Origin of the sequence: Delftia sp. S65 (assembly GCF_016516495.1) — a bacterium.
Lineage (GTDB): Bacteria > Pseudomonadota > Gammaproteobacteria > Burkholderiales > Burkholderiaceae_C > Comamonas > Comamonas acidovorans.
Genome location: NZ_JACVUR010000001.1, coordinates 262371 through 277467 on the forward strand (window position 1 = coordinate 262371; position 15097 = coordinate 277467).

15 protein-coding genes and 1 tRNA gene are annotated in these 15097 nt (G+C 63.3%); all 16 read right to left on the minus strand.

What is annotated here, in order from left to right; all coding sequences use genetic code 11:
* Nucleotides 1–17 precede the first annotated feature (17 nt).
* The 16 genes from IAE24_RS01090 to IAE24_RS01165 all read right to left on the minus strand — a co-directional run bounded on the left by IAE24_RS01090 (nucleotide 18) and on the right by IAE24_RS01165 (nucleotide 14985).
* The gene (locus IAE24_RS01090) at nucleotides 18–323 is read right to left on the minus strand and encodes a DUF2818 family protein (protein WP_012206965.1); all 306 of its coding nucleotides are present in this window, start codon (nucleotides 321–323) and stop codon (nucleotides 18–20) included.
* Between the two features lie 55 nt (nucleotides 324–378).
* Nucleotides 379–1872 carry an NADH-quinone oxidoreductase subunit NuoN gene (nuoN, locus tag IAE24_RS01095; RefSeq protein WP_012206966.1) on the minus strand — a complete coding sequence of 498 codons (1494 nt, stop codon included), beginning with the start codon at nucleotides 1870–1872 and terminating at the stop codon, nucleotides 379–381.
* Between the two features lie 24 nt (nucleotides 1873–1896).
* Complete coding sequence (locus IAE24_RS01100) at nucleotides 1897–3372, minus strand: NADH-quinone oxidoreductase subunit M (protein ID WP_199959904.1); 1476 nt, start codon at nucleotides 3370–3372, stop codon at nucleotides 1897–1899.
* Nucleotides 3373–3388: 16 nt separating this feature from the next.
* A complete protein-coding gene (gene nuoL, locus IAE24_RS01105; protein WP_034396572.1) occupies nucleotides 3389–5422 on the minus strand; it encodes an NADH-quinone oxidoreductase subunit L in 2034 nt (677 codons plus the stop codon).
* Nucleotides 5423–5475: 53 nt separating this feature from the next.
* Nucleotides 5476–5784: an NADH-quinone oxidoreductase subunit NuoK gene (gene nuoK, locus IAE24_RS01110; RefSeq protein ID WP_012206969.1), complete on the minus strand. Its 309-nt coding sequence runs from the start codon at nucleotides 5782–5784 to the stop codon at nucleotides 5476–5478.
* The gene (locus tag IAE24_RS01115; RefSeq protein WP_012206970.1) at nucleotides 5781–6449 is read right to left on the minus strand and encodes an NADH-quinone oxidoreductase subunit J; all 669 of its coding nucleotides are present in this window, start codon (nucleotides 6447–6449) and stop codon (nucleotides 5781–5783) included. The genes nuoK and IAE24_RS01115 overlap by 4 nt, the downstream gene beginning before the upstream one ends.
* A 34-nt stretch (nucleotides 6450–6483) precedes the next feature.
* Entirely contained in the window at nucleotides 6484–6993 is a 510-nt protein-coding gene (gene nuoI, locus IAE24_RS01120; protein ID WP_012206971.1) for an NADH-quinone oxidoreductase subunit NuoI, read from the minus strand.
* Between the two features lie 11 nt (nucleotides 6994–7004).
* Nucleotides 7005–8081, minus strand: coding sequence for an NADH-quinone oxidoreductase subunit NuoH (gene nuoH, locus IAE24_RS01125; RefSeq protein WP_013801064.1), 1077 nt, complete (start codon nucleotides 8079–8081; stop codon nucleotides 7005–7007).
* Complete coding sequence (gene nuoG / locus IAE24_RS01130) at nucleotides 8078–10201, minus strand: NADH-quinone oxidoreductase subunit NuoG (RefSeq protein WP_199959906.1); 2124 nt, start codon at nucleotides 10199–10201, stop codon at nucleotides 8078–8080. Before nuoG ends, nuoH begins: the two co-directional genes overlap by 4 nt.
* A gap of 15 nt (nucleotides 10202–10216) precedes the next feature.
* Complete coding sequence (gene nuoF, locus IAE24_RS01135) at nucleotides 10217–11575, minus strand: NADH-quinone oxidoreductase subunit NuoF (protein ID WP_034396578.1); 1359 nt, start codon at nucleotides 11573–11575, stop codon at nucleotides 10217–10219.
* A complete protein-coding gene (gene nuoE, locus IAE24_RS01140; protein WP_012206975.1) occupies nucleotides 11572–12063 on the minus strand; it encodes an NADH-quinone oxidoreductase subunit NuoE in 492 nt (163 codons plus the stop codon). The genes nuoF and nuoE overlap by 4 nt, the downstream gene beginning before the upstream one ends.
* Nucleotides 12060–13313 (minus strand): NADH-quinone oxidoreductase subunit D, encoded by a 1254-nt coding sequence (locus IAE24_RS01145; protein WP_013801061.1) that lies wholly within the window; start codon nucleotides 13311–13313, stop codon nucleotides 12060–12062. The genes nuoE and IAE24_RS01145 overlap by 4 nt, the downstream gene beginning before the upstream one ends.
* 32 nt (nucleotides 13314–13345) lie before the next feature.
* Nucleotides 13346–13954, minus strand: coding sequence for an NADH-quinone oxidoreductase subunit C (locus tag IAE24_RS01150; protein WP_043783660.1), 609 nt, complete (start codon nucleotides 13952–13954; stop codon nucleotides 13346–13348).
* A 10-nt stretch (nucleotides 13955–13964) separates the two neighbouring features.
* Entirely contained in the window at nucleotides 13965–14444 is a 480-nt protein-coding gene (locus tag IAE24_RS01155; RefSeq protein WP_012206978.1) for a NuoB/complex I 20 kDa subunit family protein, read from the minus strand.
* Nucleotides 14445–14467: 23 nt separating this feature from the next.
* Nucleotides 14468–14827: an NADH-quinone oxidoreductase subunit A gene (locus IAE24_RS01160; RefSeq protein WP_012206979.1), complete on the minus strand. Its 360-nt coding sequence runs from the start codon at nucleotides 14825–14827 to the stop codon at nucleotides 14468–14470.
* A gap of 73 nt (nucleotides 14828–14900) precedes the next feature.
* Nucleotides 14901–14985, minus strand: a tRNA-Leu gene (locus IAE24_RS01165).
* Nucleotides 14986–15097: the final 112 nt, after the last annotated feature.

Here is a 15097-nt window from a genome sequence, read left to right on the forward strand (position 1 = left end):
CAACCGGCACCGCAGCCTCAGCCGCGGCGGTGAATCAGGAAACGATAGACGAAACCGGGGAAGGCCAGCGTCAGGAACAACGCTCCCGTGACGGCATAGAACTCCCAGCCCTGGGGCGCGATCTGCCCCACGCGGCGCTCCAGCAGCAGCGCCACGCCGCCGACGATGAAGTACAGCAGCACCATCTCCAGCAGGCACATGGCCAGCGGCTTGCGCTGGGCGCGCAGCGGCCCCAGCTGCAACCAGCGGGCGTTGAAGAAAGGCAAATTGGCTGCCACAAGGGCAGCCAATATCACGAGCCAGATCGAAGCGGTTTGCGACAAGCCGATGTCCTCACCGCGGAGCCCTGCGTGCAGGGCCCCGCATCGGGAAAGTGGATCAGGAAGCCAGGGCGCGCACGACGGCGTCGGCGCACAGTGCCATCAGGCCACCCGGCAGAAGGCCCAGCCCCAGCACCAGGGCGCCGTTGAGGGTCAGCACCACGCGCACGTCCAGCGAAGCGGAAACGCTGGTGGCGGTGATGGGTTCGTCAAAGTACATGACCTTGACGACGCGCAGGTAGTAGAAGGCGCCGATCAGCGACATGACCACGGCAAACACGGCCAGCGCGATGTACAGGCTGTGGCCCGATGCCACGAGCGCCTGCAGCACCGACAGCTTGGCGTAGAAGCCCACCAGGGGGGGGATACCGGCCATGGAGAACAGGCAGATCGCCATCACGCCGGCATACAGCGGGCTGCGCTGGTTGAGGCCGGCAAAGTCGGCGACCTCTTCGCTCTCGAAGCCTTCGCGGGCCAGCAGCTGGATCACGCCGAAGGCGGCCAGCGTGGTCAGCACGTAGGTCACCACGTAGAACATGGCCGAGCTGTAGGCGTTCTCGATGGTGGCCGGATCGACCTTGCCATCCACCACACCCGACATCAGGCCCAGCAGCACGAAGCCCATCTGCGAGATGGTCGAGTAGGCCAGCATGCGCTTGAGGTTGGTCTGCTGCAGGCCGGCCAGGTTGCCGACCAGCAGCGAGGCGATGGCAAGCACCGCCAGCATCTGCTGCCAGTCGATGGCCAGCGGCAGCAGGCCGTCCACCAGCAGGCGGATGACGATGGCGAAGGCGGCCAGCTTGGGCGCGCCACCGATCATGGTGGTGATGGCCGTGGGAGCGCCCTGGTAGACGTCGGGAACCCACATGTGGAAGGGAACCACGCCCAGCTTGAAGGCCAGGCCGGAGACCACGAAGACCAGGCCGAACACCAGCACCTGGTGCTTGATCTCGCCCGAGTTGATGGCCTTGAAGACCTGGCCGATGTCCAGCGAGCCGGTCGCACCGTAGAGCATGGACATGCCGTACAGCAGGAAGCCGCTGGCCATGGCGCCGAGCACGAAGTACTTCATCGCGGCCTCGACCGACGCCGTGTGGTCGCGGCGCAGGGCCACCAGGGCGTAGCTGGACAGCGTCAGCAGCTCCAGGCCCAGGTAGATGACCAGGAAGTTGTTGCCCGAGATCATGATGAACATGCCCAGCAGCGCGAGCATGGCCAGCGTGAACAGCTCGCCGCCGCGCAGCATGTCGCGGTCGGCGGCGTAGGGGCGGCCGTAGACCAGGGTGACCATCATGGCCACGGTGGCGAAGCACTTGAGCCAGTTGCCCATGGCGTCGGAGACCACCATGTTGCCCCAGCCATAGAAGGTGTTGCCACTGGAGGCGTACATGCCTTGCAGCACGGCCACCACGCCCAGGGTCAGCAGCGTCAGAACATAGGTGCCCGTGCGGCGCGGGCTTTTGACGCCCAGGTCCACCAGGGCGATCACGCAGGCCATGACCAGGAGAAGGATCTCCGGATAGATGGCCAGCCAGCTGATGTTGTCAATCATCTCGATTCTCTCGTTTCAGTCTGGTCACTGCAGCTTGCTCATGGCCACATGCTTGAGCAGCTCGGCCACGGACACATCCATCACGTCAGTGAAGGGCTTGGGATACAGACCCATGTACAGCACGGCGATGGCCAGCAGACCCAGCACCAGGAACTCGCGGTTGCCGATGTCGGTCAGGCCGCGCACATTGTCGTTGGTGACCGGACCCAGGTAGACGCGCTTGTACATCCACAGGGTGTAGGCGGCGCCGAAGATCAGCGCCGTGGCAGCGCCCAGGCCGATCCAGAAGTTGTACTGGACGGCACCCAGGATCACCATCCACTCGCCCACGAAGCCGGCCGTTGCGGGCAGGCCGCAGTTGGCCATGGCGAACAGCAGTGCGAAGGCCGCGAACTTGGGCATGGTGTTGACCACGCCGCCGTAGGAGGCGATTTCACGCGAGTGCACGCGGTCGTAGAGCACGCCGATGCACAGGAACATGGCGCCCGACACGAAGCCGTGGGCAATCATCTGCACGATGCCGCCGGCAACGCCCAGCGGGTTGAAGATGAAGAAGCCCAGGGTCACGAAGCCCATGTGGGCCACGGACGAGTAGGCCACCAGCTTCTTCATGTCCTTTTGCACCAAGGCGACCACGCCCACGTAGATCACGGCGACCAGCGACAGCGCGATGACCAGCCAGGCCCACTTGTGCGACGCATCAGGGGCGATGGGCATGGAAAAGCGCAGGAAACCGTAGGCACCGAGCTTCAGCATGATGGCAGCCAGCACGGCGGAGCCGCCGGTGGGCGCTTCCACGTGCACGTCGGGCAGCCAGGTGTGCACCGGCCACATCGGCACCTTCACGGCGAAGGCCGCGAAGAAGGCGAAGAAGATCAGCGTCTGGGCCGTCATGGACAGCGGCAGCTTGTGCCAGTCGAGGATCTCGAAGCTGCCACCGGACTGGGTGTACAGATAGATGATCGCGATCAGGGTCAGCAGCGAACCCATCAGCGTGTACAGGAAGAACTTGAAGGCCGCGTAGATGCGGTTGGGTCCGCCCCAGATACCGATGATCAGGTACATCGGGATCAGCGTGGCTTCGAAGAACACGTAGAACAGCAGGCCGTCCAGTGCGCTGAACACGCCGACCATCAGGCCGGACAGGATCAGGAACGCGCCCATGTACTGGTTCACGCGCTCGGTGATGTTTTCCCACGACGCGATCACGACGATCACGGTGATGAAGGCCGTCAGCGGCACGAACCAGAACGAGATGCCATCCACGCCCAGGTGGTAGTAGATGTTGAAGCGCTCGATCCACAGCGCCTTCTCCACGAACTGCATCGCAGCCGTGCTGTTGTCGAACTGCTGGATCAGCGGCAGCGTGACCGCCAGGCTGGCCAGGGCGCCGACCAGGGCCAGCCAGCGCACTGCCTTGACCTGATCCTCGCGGCCCAGGGCCAGCAGGAGGGCGCCGAATGCGATCGGCACCCAGATTGAAAGACTCAACCAATGCATTTTTGTTCTTCCTCTACTACTTGTTGAGCCACACGAAATACGTCATGAGAGCGAACACGCCCAGCAGCATGACCAACGCGTAGTGATAGAGATAGCCCGACTGCAGCTTGCGCACCCACTGGCCGATGCGGCCGATGAGCTTCCACGAACCGTTGACGATGGCGCCATCGATGATGGCCTGGTCGCCGACCTTCCAGAAGAAGCTGCCGAAGGCGCGAGCACCACGGGCGAAGATGTTTTCGTAGACCCAGTCCACGCCGTACTTGCCTTCCAGTGCCTGGTAGACACCGATCTTCTGCATGGCCGACTTGATGGCCGCAGGAACTTCGGGCTTGACCATGTAGAACAGGTAGGAGACGACGACGCCTGCCAGTGCCAGCCAGAACGGCGCGGCCGTGAAGCCGTGCAGTGCCATGGGCACCCAGCCGTGGATCTTCTCGGCCAGTTCGGCCATGGCGCCGTGCTTTGCGCCATCGACGTGGATCACGCCCTTGAAGAAGTCACCGAACAGCATGGGCATCAGCGCGATGGCACCGATCACCACCGAGGGGATGGCCAGCAGCATCAGCGGGCCGGTCACGACCAGGGGCGACTCGTGCGGCTTGGCATCGTGGCCATGGCCGTGGTGGTCGTCATGGGCATGATGGTCATCGTGACCGTGGTGGTCATCGTGGTGCGCGTCCGGGTTCTGGTCGTAGCGCTCCTTGCCGTGGAAGACGATGAAGTACAGGCGGAAGGAGTAGAAGGCCGTGATGAACACGCCGGCCAGCACCGCGAAGTTCGCGAAGCCTGCGCCCGGCAGGTTCGTGGCGTGCACGGCTTCGATGATGGCGTCCTTCGAGTAGAAGCCCGAGAAGAACGGCGTACCGATCAGCGCGAGGTTGCCCAGCAGGAAGGTGATCCAGGTGATGGGCATGTACTTGCGCACGCCGCCCATCCAGCGGATGTCCTGGTTGTGGTGCATGCCCATGATCACCGAGCCGGCGCCAAGGAACAGCAGGGCCTTGAAGAAGGCGTGGGTCATCAGGTGGAACACGGCCACCGAGTAGGCCGAGGCGCCCAGGGCCACGGTCATGTAACCCAGCTGCGACAGCGTGGAGTACGCGATCACGCGCTTGATGTCGTTCTGGATGATGCCCAGCACGCCCATGAACAGCGCCGTGATGGAGCCGATCACCAGGATGAAGCTCAGTGCCGTGTCCGACAGCTCGTACAGCGGCGACATGCGCGAGACCATGAAGATGCCGGCCGTCACCATGGTGGCGGCGTGGATCAGTGCCGAGATGGGGGTCGGGCCTTCCATCGAATCGGGCAGCCAGGCGTGCAGCGGGAACTGTGCCGACTTGCCCATGGCGCCGATGAACAGGCAGATGGCCGTCACCGTCACCAGCAGCCAGCCGGTGCCCGGCAGCAGGGTGTTCTGGATCTCGGGCAGCTTGGCGAAGATTTCGCCGTAGTTCATGGTGCCGGTGTAGGCAGCGATCAGGCCGATGCCCAGGATGAAGCCGAAGTCACCCACACGGTTGACCAGGAAGGCCTTCATGTTGGCGAAGATGGCCGTGGGCTTGTTGTAGTAGAAGCCGATCAGCAGGTAGGACACCAGGCCCACGGCTTCCCAGCCGAAGAACAGCTGCAGCAGGTTGTTGCTCATGACGAGCATCAACATGGAGAAGGTGAACAGCGAGATGTAGGAGAAGAAACGGTTGTAGCCGTCATCTTCCTGCATGTAGCCGATGGTGTAGATGTGCACCATCAGCGACACGAAGGTCACCACGCACATCATCATGGCCGTGATGCTGTCGATCAGGAAACCGACCTCCATCTTCAGGCCGCCGATTTCCATCCAGGTGTAGATGGACTGGTCGAAGCGCGCGCCGTCGAAGATCACGCTGTTGAACGTGATGGCCGACAGGATGAAGGCGATCAGCACGCCCGCGATGGTGAGGGTATGGCTGCCGCCGCGACCGATCTTGTTGCCGCCGAAGGCCGTGCCCCAGATGCCCGCGAGCACGGAGCCCGCCAGCGGTGCCAGCGGCACCGCCAGGAGCATGGATGCAGAGAGTGTTTGACTCATTCTTAAGAACCTTGCAAGTTACGGCGGACTCAACCCTTGAGGGAGTTGAGATCTTCCGCATTGATGCTGGTCTTGTTGCGGAACAGAAGCACCAGGATCGCCAGACCGATGGCCGACTCGGCGGCTGCCACTGTCAGGATGAAGAACACGAACACCTGGCCGTGCATGTCACCCAGATAGCTGGAGAACGCCACGAAGTTGGTGTTGACGGCCAGGAGCATCAGCTCGATGGCCATCAGCAGCACGATCAGGTTCTTGCGGTTCAGAAAAATGCCAACGACGGAGAGCGCGAACAGCATGGCGCCCAGCGTCAAATAATGGCCCAAAGTCAACGTCATGCTTTTGTCTCCACGGCGGGGGTTGCCTCGGCGGCCGGTGCCTGCGGCGCCTGGGTGACCGGCACCTTGACCAGCTCGAGGCGATCCTTTGCGCGCACGCGGATCTGCTGGGCCGGGTTCACTGCCTTGCTGTCCTTGCGCTTGCGCAGGGTCAGGGCGATGGCGGCAATCATGGCCACCAGCAGGATCACGGCAGCGATCTCGACGGGGTACAGGTATTCGGTGTACAGCAGCTTGCCCAGGGCCTGGGTGTTGGAGTACTGCACGGTCTGGCCGGCAGCGTTGACCGTGGCCGCAATGGCCTTGGGCTCCTCGACGCCGCTGAAGCCGCCCATCAGCACCATGCCCATTTCAAAGGCAATCAGTGCGCCGATCAGGGCAGCGAAGGGGAAATGCTTCCAGAACCCCTGGCGCACGGCGTCGATGCGGATGTCCAGCATCATCACCACGAACAGGAACAGCACCATCACGGCGCCCAGGTAGACCAGCACCAGGGTCACGCCCAGGAACTCGGCCTTGAGCAGAAGCCAGATGCCGGCAGCCTGCGAGAAGGCCAGGATCAGGTTGAGCACGGCATGCACGGGGTTGCGTGCCGTGACGACCCGGAAGGCTGCAAACAGCAGCACGACCGAGAACAGATAGAAGAAACCAGTTTTGGCGTCCATGGATCGAATCTTTTCAAGTGATCAAGGAGCCGCTTCAGCGGTACTTGGCGTCCGCAGCCTTGGCGGCGGCAATCTCGGGTTCGTAGCGATCGCCAACGGCCAGCAGCATGTCCTTGGTGAAGTACAGGTCGCCGCGCTTTTCTCCGTGGTATTCGAAGATATGCGTCTCGACGATCGAGTCCACCGGGCAGCTTTCCTCGCAGAAGCCGCAGAAGATGCACTTGGTCAGGTCGATGTCGTAGCGCGTGGTGCGGCGCGAGCCGTCGTCACGCACATCGGACTCGATGGTGATGGCCATGGCCGGGCACACCGCCTCGCACAGCTTGCAGGCAATGCAGCGCTCTTCGCCGTTGTCATAACGGCGCAGGGCGTGCAGTCCGCGAAAACGCGGCGACAGGGGTGTCTTTTCCTCGGGGAACTGCACCGTGACCTTGCGGCGGAAGGTGTAGCGGCCAGTCAGGGCCATGCCCTTGGCCAGTTCCCAGAGCATGAAGCTCTTGAGGAAATCTTTGATCGAAAATGGGGTAGCAGCAACCGCAGACATTCTTGCTCCGCTCAGTTCCAGATGTTCCAAGGCGAGTGCATCCAGCCACCCACGACGACCAGCCACACCAGGGTGACGGGAATGAAGATCTTCCAGCCCAGACGCATGATCTGGTCATAGCGAAAGCGCGGGAAGGTGGCACGGATCCAGATGAACATGGACACGACCAGGAAAGTCTTCGCCGCCAGCCAGATCCATCCGGGGATGAACGACAGGAAGTCGAACGGAGGCAGCCAGCCGCCCAGGAACATCACCACGGCCAGGATGGACACCAGCCACATGCTGGCGTATTCGGCCAGGAAGAAGATGGCAAAGCCCATGCCCGAGTACTCGACCATGTGGCCGGCCACGATTTCGGCTTCGCCTTCGACCACGTCGAAGGGGTGGCGATTGGTCTCGGCCACGGCCGAGATCAGATAGACCACGAAGATCGGCAGCAGCGGCAGCCAGTTCCACGACAGGACGCTGACACCCATGCTGGCGAATTGGCCCTGGCCCTGGCTCAGCACGATCTGCGTCAGATTCATGCTGCCCGTGACCATGATCACCACCAGGAAGCAGAAGCCCAGCGCGATTTCATAGCTGACCATCTGTGCCGAGGCACGCAGCGCGCCCAGGAAGGCGTACTTGGAGTTGGAGGCCCAGCCCGCAATGATCACGCCATAGACCTCGATGGACGTGATGGCCATGATCAGCAGCAGGCCGGCATTGACGTTGGCCAGGGCCACGTCGGGACCGAAGGGGATCGCCACCCATGCCGCCAGGGCGGGCATGATGGCCATCACCGGGCCCACGTAGAACAGGCCCTTGGCAGCAGCCGTGGGCTGGATCAGTTCCTTGGTCAGCAGCTTCAGGCCGTCGGCCAGGGGCTGCAGCAGGCCGAAGGGACCCACGCGGTTGGGACCCATGCGAACCTGCATGAAGCCCAGCAGCTTGCGCTCCCACAGCGTCAGGTAGGCCACGGCGCCCATCAGCGGGGCGACGATGGCAACGATGCCCAGCAGGATCCAGAGCACGGGCCAGGCCACGTCGGTCCACCAGGGTGCAGCGATCAGGCCGGCACCGGCCGTCTTGAGTGCGTCAATCATGCGGCGCCTCCCTCACGAGCCTGACGTGCATCTGCCGTCAGTTGCAGCGATGTCGCGCGGCGCACGATGCTGTCGAGCTGATAAATGCTGGCCACCACGGGCGCGGCATGGCCGGCACCGTTGGCGATGGAAGTCACGGCAGGCGCACCGTTGCCCAGCAGGTTGGCCGGCACGCTGGTGGCAGCGGCCGTGGCGGCTGCGAGCACGTCCTGCGACGTCTCGTAGTCCACGCCCTGCACGCCCAGCAGGTTGGCCAGCACGCGCAGCACCTTCCAGCCCGGACGGGCTTCGGCCAGCGGCTTGACCACGGCGTGGAAGCTCTGCAGGCGGCCTTCGGCGTTGACGAAGCTGCCCGAGGTTTCCGTGAACGGGGCGATGGGCAGCAGCACGTCGCTGAATTCCATGTTGGCCTTGAAGGGGCTCAGGGTCACGACCATCTCGGCCTTGCCCAGTGCCTCTGCGGCGCGGGCGCCGGCAGCGGAGTCGAACACGGGTTCGTTGTTCAGCAGCAGCACGGCCTTGAGGCCGCCGGCCAGCATCTGGCCTGCGTTCAGGCCCGAGGCGGCAGGCTGTGCACCCACCCACTGGGCGCCCACCGTGTTGGCGGCTTCGGTCAGGTAGCCGACCGAGGCGCCGGTCTGCTCGGCAATCCAGTTGGCCAGCGACAGCAGGGTCGATGCCTGTGCGTGGTGCGCAGCGGCATTGCCCAGCAAGATGGCCTTGCGCTCGCCGCGCAGCAGCGCGGCAGCGATGGCCTGGGCCTCGGCATGCACGTCGGCGGCGGCCACGGGAGCGGCAACGCCCTTTTCCTGCGCCACGGCGGCGGCCACATCGGCCAGCGCCTGGGCCCAGTCCGGGGCAGCCACGATGGACGCCGTCACCGGCATGGCCCAGTCGTAGACACGCTCATTGATGGCGAGCACGGCGCAGCCCTGCTTGGCAGCCTGGCGGATGCGCTGCGCGAACAGCGGATGGTCCTTGCGCAGGTTGGAGCCCAGCACCAGGACGCCTTGCAGCTTGGACAGCGACGCGATGGGCGTGCCCAGCCACTGCACGCCCTGGGCGGCGGTGAACTCGGCATTGCGCAGGCGGTAGTCGATGTTCTCGCTGCCCAGGCCACGCACCAGCTTGCCTGCCAGGTACAGCTCTTCCAGCGTGCTGTGCGGGCTGACCAGCGAACCGATGGCGGAGGCGCCATGGTCGTTCTTGATCTGGCGCAGGCCGTTGGCCACGTATTCGAGGGCGGTCTGCCAATCGACTTCCTTCCACTCGCCGCCTTGCTTGAGCATGGGGCGGGTCAGGCGTTCGTCGCTGTTCAGGGCTTCGTAGGAGAAGCGATCGCGGTCGGCGATCCAGCACTCGTTGACCTCTTCGTTCTCGAAGGGCACGACGCGCAGAACCTTGTGGTTCTTGACCTGGACGATGAGGTTGGCACCCGTGGAATCATGGGGCGAAACCGACTTGCGGCGCGACAGCTCCCAGGTGCGGGCGCTGTAGCGGAAGGGCTTGCTGGTCAACGCGCCCACGGGGCAGATGTCGATCATGTTGCCCGACAGCTCGGAGTCCACCGTATCGCCCACCACCGTGGTGATCTCGGAGTGCTCGCCGCGGTTGATCATGCCCAGCTCCATCACGCCGGACACTTCCTGTCCGAAGCGCACGCAGCGGGTGCAGTGGATGCAGCGGCTCATCTCCTGCATGGAGATCAGCGGGCCCACGTCCTTGTGGAAGACCACGCGCTTTTCTTCCTCGTAGCGCGAGGCGGAGCTGCCGTAGCCCACGGCCAGATCCTGCAGCTGGCATTCGCCGCCCTGGTCGCAGATCGGGCAGTCCAGCGGGTGATTGATGAGCAGGAACTCCATCACCGATTGCTGTGCCTTGATCGCCTTCTCGCTCTTGGTGCGCACGATCATGCCCTGCGTCACGGGCGTGGCGCAGGCGGGCATGGGCTTGGGGGCTTTTTCCACATCCACCAGGCACATGCGGCAGTTGGCGGCGATGGAAAGTTTCTTGTGATAGCAGAAATGCGGGATGTAGGTGCCTGCCTTCTCGGCTGCATGCATGACCATGCAGCCTTCGGCGACCTCCACCTTTTTTCCGTCCAGTTCAATTTCAACCATATGCTTTTCTCGCGATCAGGCGGCGTGGACCGTCTGCTTGGAAGCGTTCTGGATCTTCGCTTCAAACTCGTGGCGGAAGTGCTTGATCATGGCGCGCACCGGCATCGCTGCCGCATCGCCCAGCGCACAGATCGTGCGCCCCATGATGTTCACGGACACCGAGTCCAACAGCTCGATGTCTTCAGGACGGCCTTCGCCGTGCTCGATTCGGTTGACCACGCGCCACAGCCAGCCCGTGCCTTCGCGGCAGGGGGTGCACTGGCCGCAGGACTCGTGCTGGTAGAAGTAGGACAGGCGCAGCAGGCTCTCGACCATGTCGCGCGAGTCGTCCATCACGATCACGGCGCCCGAGCCCAGCATGGAGCCGGCCTTGGCGATGGAATCGTAGTCCATCGTGCATTCCATGATGATGTCAGCCGGCAGCACGGGCGAGGACGATCCACCGGGGATCACCGCCTTGAGCTTGCGGCCCGTGCGCACGCCGCCGGCCAGCTCCAGCAGCTTGCTGAAGGGCGTGCCCAGCGGCACTTCGTAGTTGCCGGGCAGGTTCACGTCGCCGCTGACCGAGAAGATCTTGGTGCCGCCGTTGTTGGGCTTGCCGCACTCCAGGTACGCAGCGCCGCCGTTGCGGATGATCCAGGGAACGGCCGCAAAGGTTTCGGTGTTGTTGATCGTGGTCGGCTTGCCGTACAGGCCGAAGCTGGCCGGGAACGGCGGCTTGAAGCGCGGCTGGCCCTTCTTGCCTTCCAGCGACTCCAGCAGCGCCGTCTCTTCGCCGCAGATATAGGCGCCGAAGCCATGGTGCGCGTGCAGCTGGAAGCTGAAGCTGCTGCCCATGATGTTGTCACCCAGGTAGCCGGCGGCGCGGGCTTCTTCCAGCGCGGCCTCGAAGCGCTCATAGGCTTCGAAGATTTCGCCGTGGATGTAGTTGTAGCCCAGGGAGATGCCCATCGCGTAGGCCGCGATGATCATGCCCTCGATCACGATGTGCGGGTTGTGCACCAGGATGTCGCGGTCCTTGCAGGTGCCAGGCTCGCCTTCGTCCGAGTTGCAGACCAGGTGCTTCTGGCCCGGGAACTGGCGGGGCATGAAGCTCCACTTCAGGCCCGTGGGGAAACCTGCGCCGCCGCGGCCGCGCAGGCCCGATTCCTTGACGGTGGCGATCACCTGGTCCTGGGTCAGGCCTTCGCTGCCATCCTTGCCCAGGATCTTGCGCAGCGCCTGGTAGCCGCCGCGTGCCTCGTAGTCCTTGATGGACCAGTTGGCGCCGGTCAGGTCGGCGTAGATCTGCGGATTGATGTGGCGGTCGTGAAAGCAGGTCTCGCTGCCCGAAGAGGCAAACTTGGCCAGGACCGATTGTGCGGCGGCGTTCATGCCTTGCCCTCCGCGGCGCGCAGGCCGTCGATCAATTCGTCGAGCTTTTCGTTGCTCATGAAGCTGCACATGCAGCGGTCGTTCACCAGCATCACCGGCGAATCCGCGCAGGCGCCCAGGCACTCGGACTGCTGCAGCGTGAACATGCCGTCAGGCGTGGTCTCGCCCATCTTGATGCCCAGGCGGGATTCCAGATGGTGCAGCGCCTTGTAGCCGTCGCGCAGCTGGCAAGGCAGGTTGGTGCAGACGTTCAGCTTGTACGTGCCCGTGGGGCGCTGGTTGTACATGTTGTAGAACGTGGTGACTTCATGCACCGCGATCTCGGCCATGCCCAGGAACTCGGCAATCACGGCCTCGCTCTCGGCGCTGACCCAGCCCTGCTCCTGCTGCACGATGGACAGGCAGGCCATCACGGCAGACTGCTTCTGGTCGGCCGGGTACTTGGCCACCTCGCGCGCAAAGCGCTCCTTGGTCGCTTCGGTAATCATCGGTCAACGTCTCCAAACACGATGTCCAGGGTACTCAGCACCATCACGGCGTCGGCCAGCATGTGGCCTCGGCACATTTCGTCCATGGCGGACAGATTGGCGAATCCCGGCGGACGGATCTTCAGGCGGTAGGGCTTGTTGGCCCCATCGCTCACGATGTAGATGCCGAACTCCCCCTTGGGGTGTTCGATGGCCGCGTAAGCCTCGCCTTCGGGCACGCGGAAACCTTCGGTGAAGAGCTTGAAGTGGTGGATCAGCTCTTCCATGTTGGACTTCATGCCTTCGCGCGGCGGAGGGGCAATCTTGTGGTTGTCCACGATCACCGGGCCCGGGTTGGCACGCAGCCAGTCCACGCACTGCTTGATGATGCGGTTGGACTGGCGCATTTCGGCCACGCGCACCAGGTAGCGGTCGTAGCAGTCGCCGGTCTTGCCCACGGGCACGTCGAAGTCCATGCGGTCATAGACCTCGTAGGGCTGCGACTTGCGCATGTCCCAGGCCACGCCGGAGGCACGCAGCATGGGGCCGGTCAGGCCCAGGTTCATGGCGCGCTCGGCCGTCACCACGCCGATGTCCACGTTGCGCTGCTTCCAGATGCGGTTGTCGGTCAGCAGGGTCTCGTACTCGTCCGCGCACTTGGGGAAGCGCTGCGTGAAGTCGTCGATGAAGTCCAGCAACGAGCCGTGGCGGTTGCGGTTCATGATCTCGACCGAGCGCGCATTGCGCACCTTGCTGGCCTTGTACTGAGGCATGGTGTCGGGCAGGTCGCGGTAGACGCCGCCCGGACGGAAGTAGGCCGCGTGCATGCGCGCGCCCGAAACCGCCTCGTACATGTCCATGAGGTCTTCGCGCTCACGGAAGGTGTAGATCAGCGTCGTGGAGCTGCCCGCATCGTTGCCGCTGGAGCCCAGCCACATCAGGTGATTCATGATGCGGGTGATCTCCGAATACATCACGCGGATGTACTGGGCGCGGATGGGCACCTCGATGCCCAGCAGCTTCTCGATGGCCAGGCAGTAGGCGTGCTCGTTGCACATCATGGACACGTAGTCCAGCCGGTCCATATAGGGCAGCGACTGGATGTAGGTCTTGCTCTCTGCCAGTTTTTCTGTCGCACGGTGCAGCAGACCGATGTGCGGGTCTGCGCGCTGCACCACTTCACCGTCGAGCTCCAGCACCAGGCGCAGCACGCCGTGCGCTGCCGGGTGCTGCGGACCAAAGTTCAGGGAATAGTTCTTGATTTCAGCCATGGTCGTCCATCAAAAAGGCGCCTGGAGCGCCTTCAGTGCAGGCCCCCGTAGTTGTCTTCGCGGATGATCCGCGGCGTGATCTCGCGGGGCTCGATGGTGACCGGCTGGTACACCACGCGCTGTTGCTCGGGGTCATAACGCATTTCCACATGGCCCGACAGCGGGAAGTCCTTGCGGAAGGGATGGCCGATGAAGCCGTAGTCGGTCAGGATGCGGCGCAGGTCGTCATGGCCGTCGAAGACGATGCCGAACAGGTCGAACGCCTCGCGCTCGAACCAGTTCGCACCCGCCCAGACGGAAGTGACGGAAGCCACCACCGGGAAATCGTCGTCTGTGCAAAAGACACGAACGCGCAGGCGCTGGTTCAGGCTGATCGACAGCAGGTGGGATACCACGGCAAAGCGCGGGCCTTCACGCCCGACTTCTGCATAGGTGGAGTAGTCCACGCCGCACAGGTCCACCAGGACCTCGAACCGGCAATCCGGGGCGGTGTGCAGAACCTGCATGGCCTCCAGATACTGGGCCGCGGACACTTCGACCGTCACTTCGCCCAGGGCCACGGTCACGCTGCGCGCCTTGTCGCCCAAGGCAGCAGCCACCACATCCCGAAGCACTTCGGGGTGAATCGCAATAGCAGTCATCATCTAGCCCTTAGACGCGAGCGATGGTATGGGTGCGGCGGATCTTCTGCTGCAGCTGGATGATGCCGTAGATCAGGGCTTCCGCCGTGGGGGGGCAGCCAGGCACATAGACATCGACCGGCACGATGCGGTCACAGCCGCGCACCACGGAATAGCTGTAGTGGTAGTAGCCGCCGCCGTTGGCGCACGAGCCCATGGAGATGACCCAGCGGGGCTCGGACATCTGGTCATAGACCTTGCGCATGGCGGGCGCCATCTTGTTGCACAGGGTGCCGGCCACAATCATCAGGTCCGACTGCCGCGGGCTGGCACGGAAGACTTCCGAGCCAAAGCGACCGATGTCGTAACGCGCCGCCGCAGCGTGCATCATCTCCACCGCGCAGCAGGCCAGACCAAATGTCATGGGCCACAGCGAGCCCGTCTTGGCCCAATTCACCACAGAGTCGTAACTCGTGGTGATGAAGCCTTCTTTCATCACGCCTTCGATCATCGTGTTTCCTTAGTGAACCCGCTTCAGTCCCAGTCCAACGCACCCTTCTTCCATTCGTAGACAAAGCCCACGACGAGAACGGTCAGGAAAATAAGGACAGCGGCGAAACCAGCCCCACCCACGTCCCGAAGCGCAACGGCCCAGGGCAGCAGAAAGGCGATTTCCAAATCAAACAGGATGAACAGGATGGCGACGAGGTAGTAGCGCACATCGAACTTCATGCGCGCGTCTTCGAAGGCCTCGAAGCCACATTCATAGGGGGAGTTCTTGGCGGCATCGGGTCGGTTCGGACCCAGCACATACCCCAGTACCAGGGGGACTACGCCGACACCCATGCCGACGAGAATGAACAAAAGAACGGGAAGATACTGGTCGATGTTCATCGTGTGCGGCTACCTTGAAAGGCATGCCCGCACCGATCAGCCTGATCAGCAGGGCAGGCTCTTAGTTATATCTTGGTGCCGTCGGCGAGACTCGAACTCGCACAGCTTTCGCCACTACCCCCTCAAGATAGCGTGTCTACCAATTTCACCACGACGGCAAGTCTTGATTTCGGCTGGCTCTTTATCTCCGTTGCAAAGATTCCGCCTACCGAACAATCTCTAGATTCTACTCTGAAAAACCCTCGGACCCGGAGGACCGAGGACTTTGTT

What these genes read in the sequence shown, in the direction of transcription:
- nuoF (WP_034396578.1), bottom strand. Translation starts at nt 11,575, where the DNA reads ATGAACGCCGCCGCACAATCGGTCCTGGCCAAGTTTGCCTCTTCGGGC.
- IAE24_RS01115 (WP_012206970.1), bottom strand. Translation starts at nt 6,449, where the DNA reads ATGGACGCCAAAACTGGTTTCTTCTATCTGTTCTCGGTCGTGCTGCTG.
- nuoH (WP_013801064.1), bottom strand. Translation starts at nt 8,081, where the DNA reads ATGATTGACGCACTCAAGACGGCCGGTGCCGGCCTGATCGCTGCACCC.
- IAE24_RS01155 (WP_012206978.1), bottom strand. Translation starts at nt 14,444, where the DNA reads ATGATCGAAGGCGTGATGAAAGAAGGCTTCATCACCACGAGTTACGAC.
- IAE24_RS01150 (WP_043783660.1), bottom strand. Translation starts at nt 13,954, where the DNA reads ATGACTGCTATTGCGATTCACCCCGAAGTGCTTCGGGATGTGGTGGCT.
- nuoL (WP_034396572.1), bottom strand. Translation starts at nt 5,422, where the DNA reads ATGCTCCTGGCGGTGCCGCTGGCACCGCTGGCGGGCTCCGTGCTCGCG.
- IAE24_RS01145 (WP_013801061.1), bottom strand. Translation starts at nt 13,313, where the DNA reads ATGGCTGAAATCAAGAACTATTCCCTGAACTTTGGTCCGCAGCACCCG.
- nuoI (WP_012206971.1), bottom strand. Translation starts at nt 6,993, where the DNA reads ATGTCTGCGGTTGCTGCTACCCCATTTTCGATCAAAGATTTCCTCAAG.
- nuoK (WP_012206969.1), bottom strand. Translation starts at nt 5,784, where the DNA reads ATGACGTTGACTTTGGGCCATTATTTGACGCTGGGCGCCATGCTGTTC.
- IAE24_RS01100 (WP_199959904.1), bottom strand. Translation starts at nt 3,372, where the DNA reads ATGCATTGGTTGAGTCTTTCAATCTGGGTGCCGATCGCATTCGGCGCC.
- nuoE (WP_012206975.1), bottom strand. Translation starts at nt 12,063, where the DNA reads ATGATTACCGAAGCGACCAAGGAGCGCTTTGCGCGCGAGGTGGCCAAG.
- IAE24_RS01160 (WP_012206979.1), bottom strand. Translation starts at nt 14,827, where the DNA reads ATGAACATCGACCAGTATCTTCCCGTTCTTTTGTTCATTCTCGTCGGC.
- nuoN (WP_012206966.1), bottom strand. Translation starts at nt 1,872, where the DNA reads ATGATTGACAACATCAGCTGGCTGGCCATCTATCCGGAGATCCTTCTC.
- nuoG (WP_199959906.1), bottom strand. Translation starts at nt 10,201, where the DNA reads ATGGTTGAAATTGAACTGGACGGAAAAAAGGTGGAGGTCGCCGAAGGC.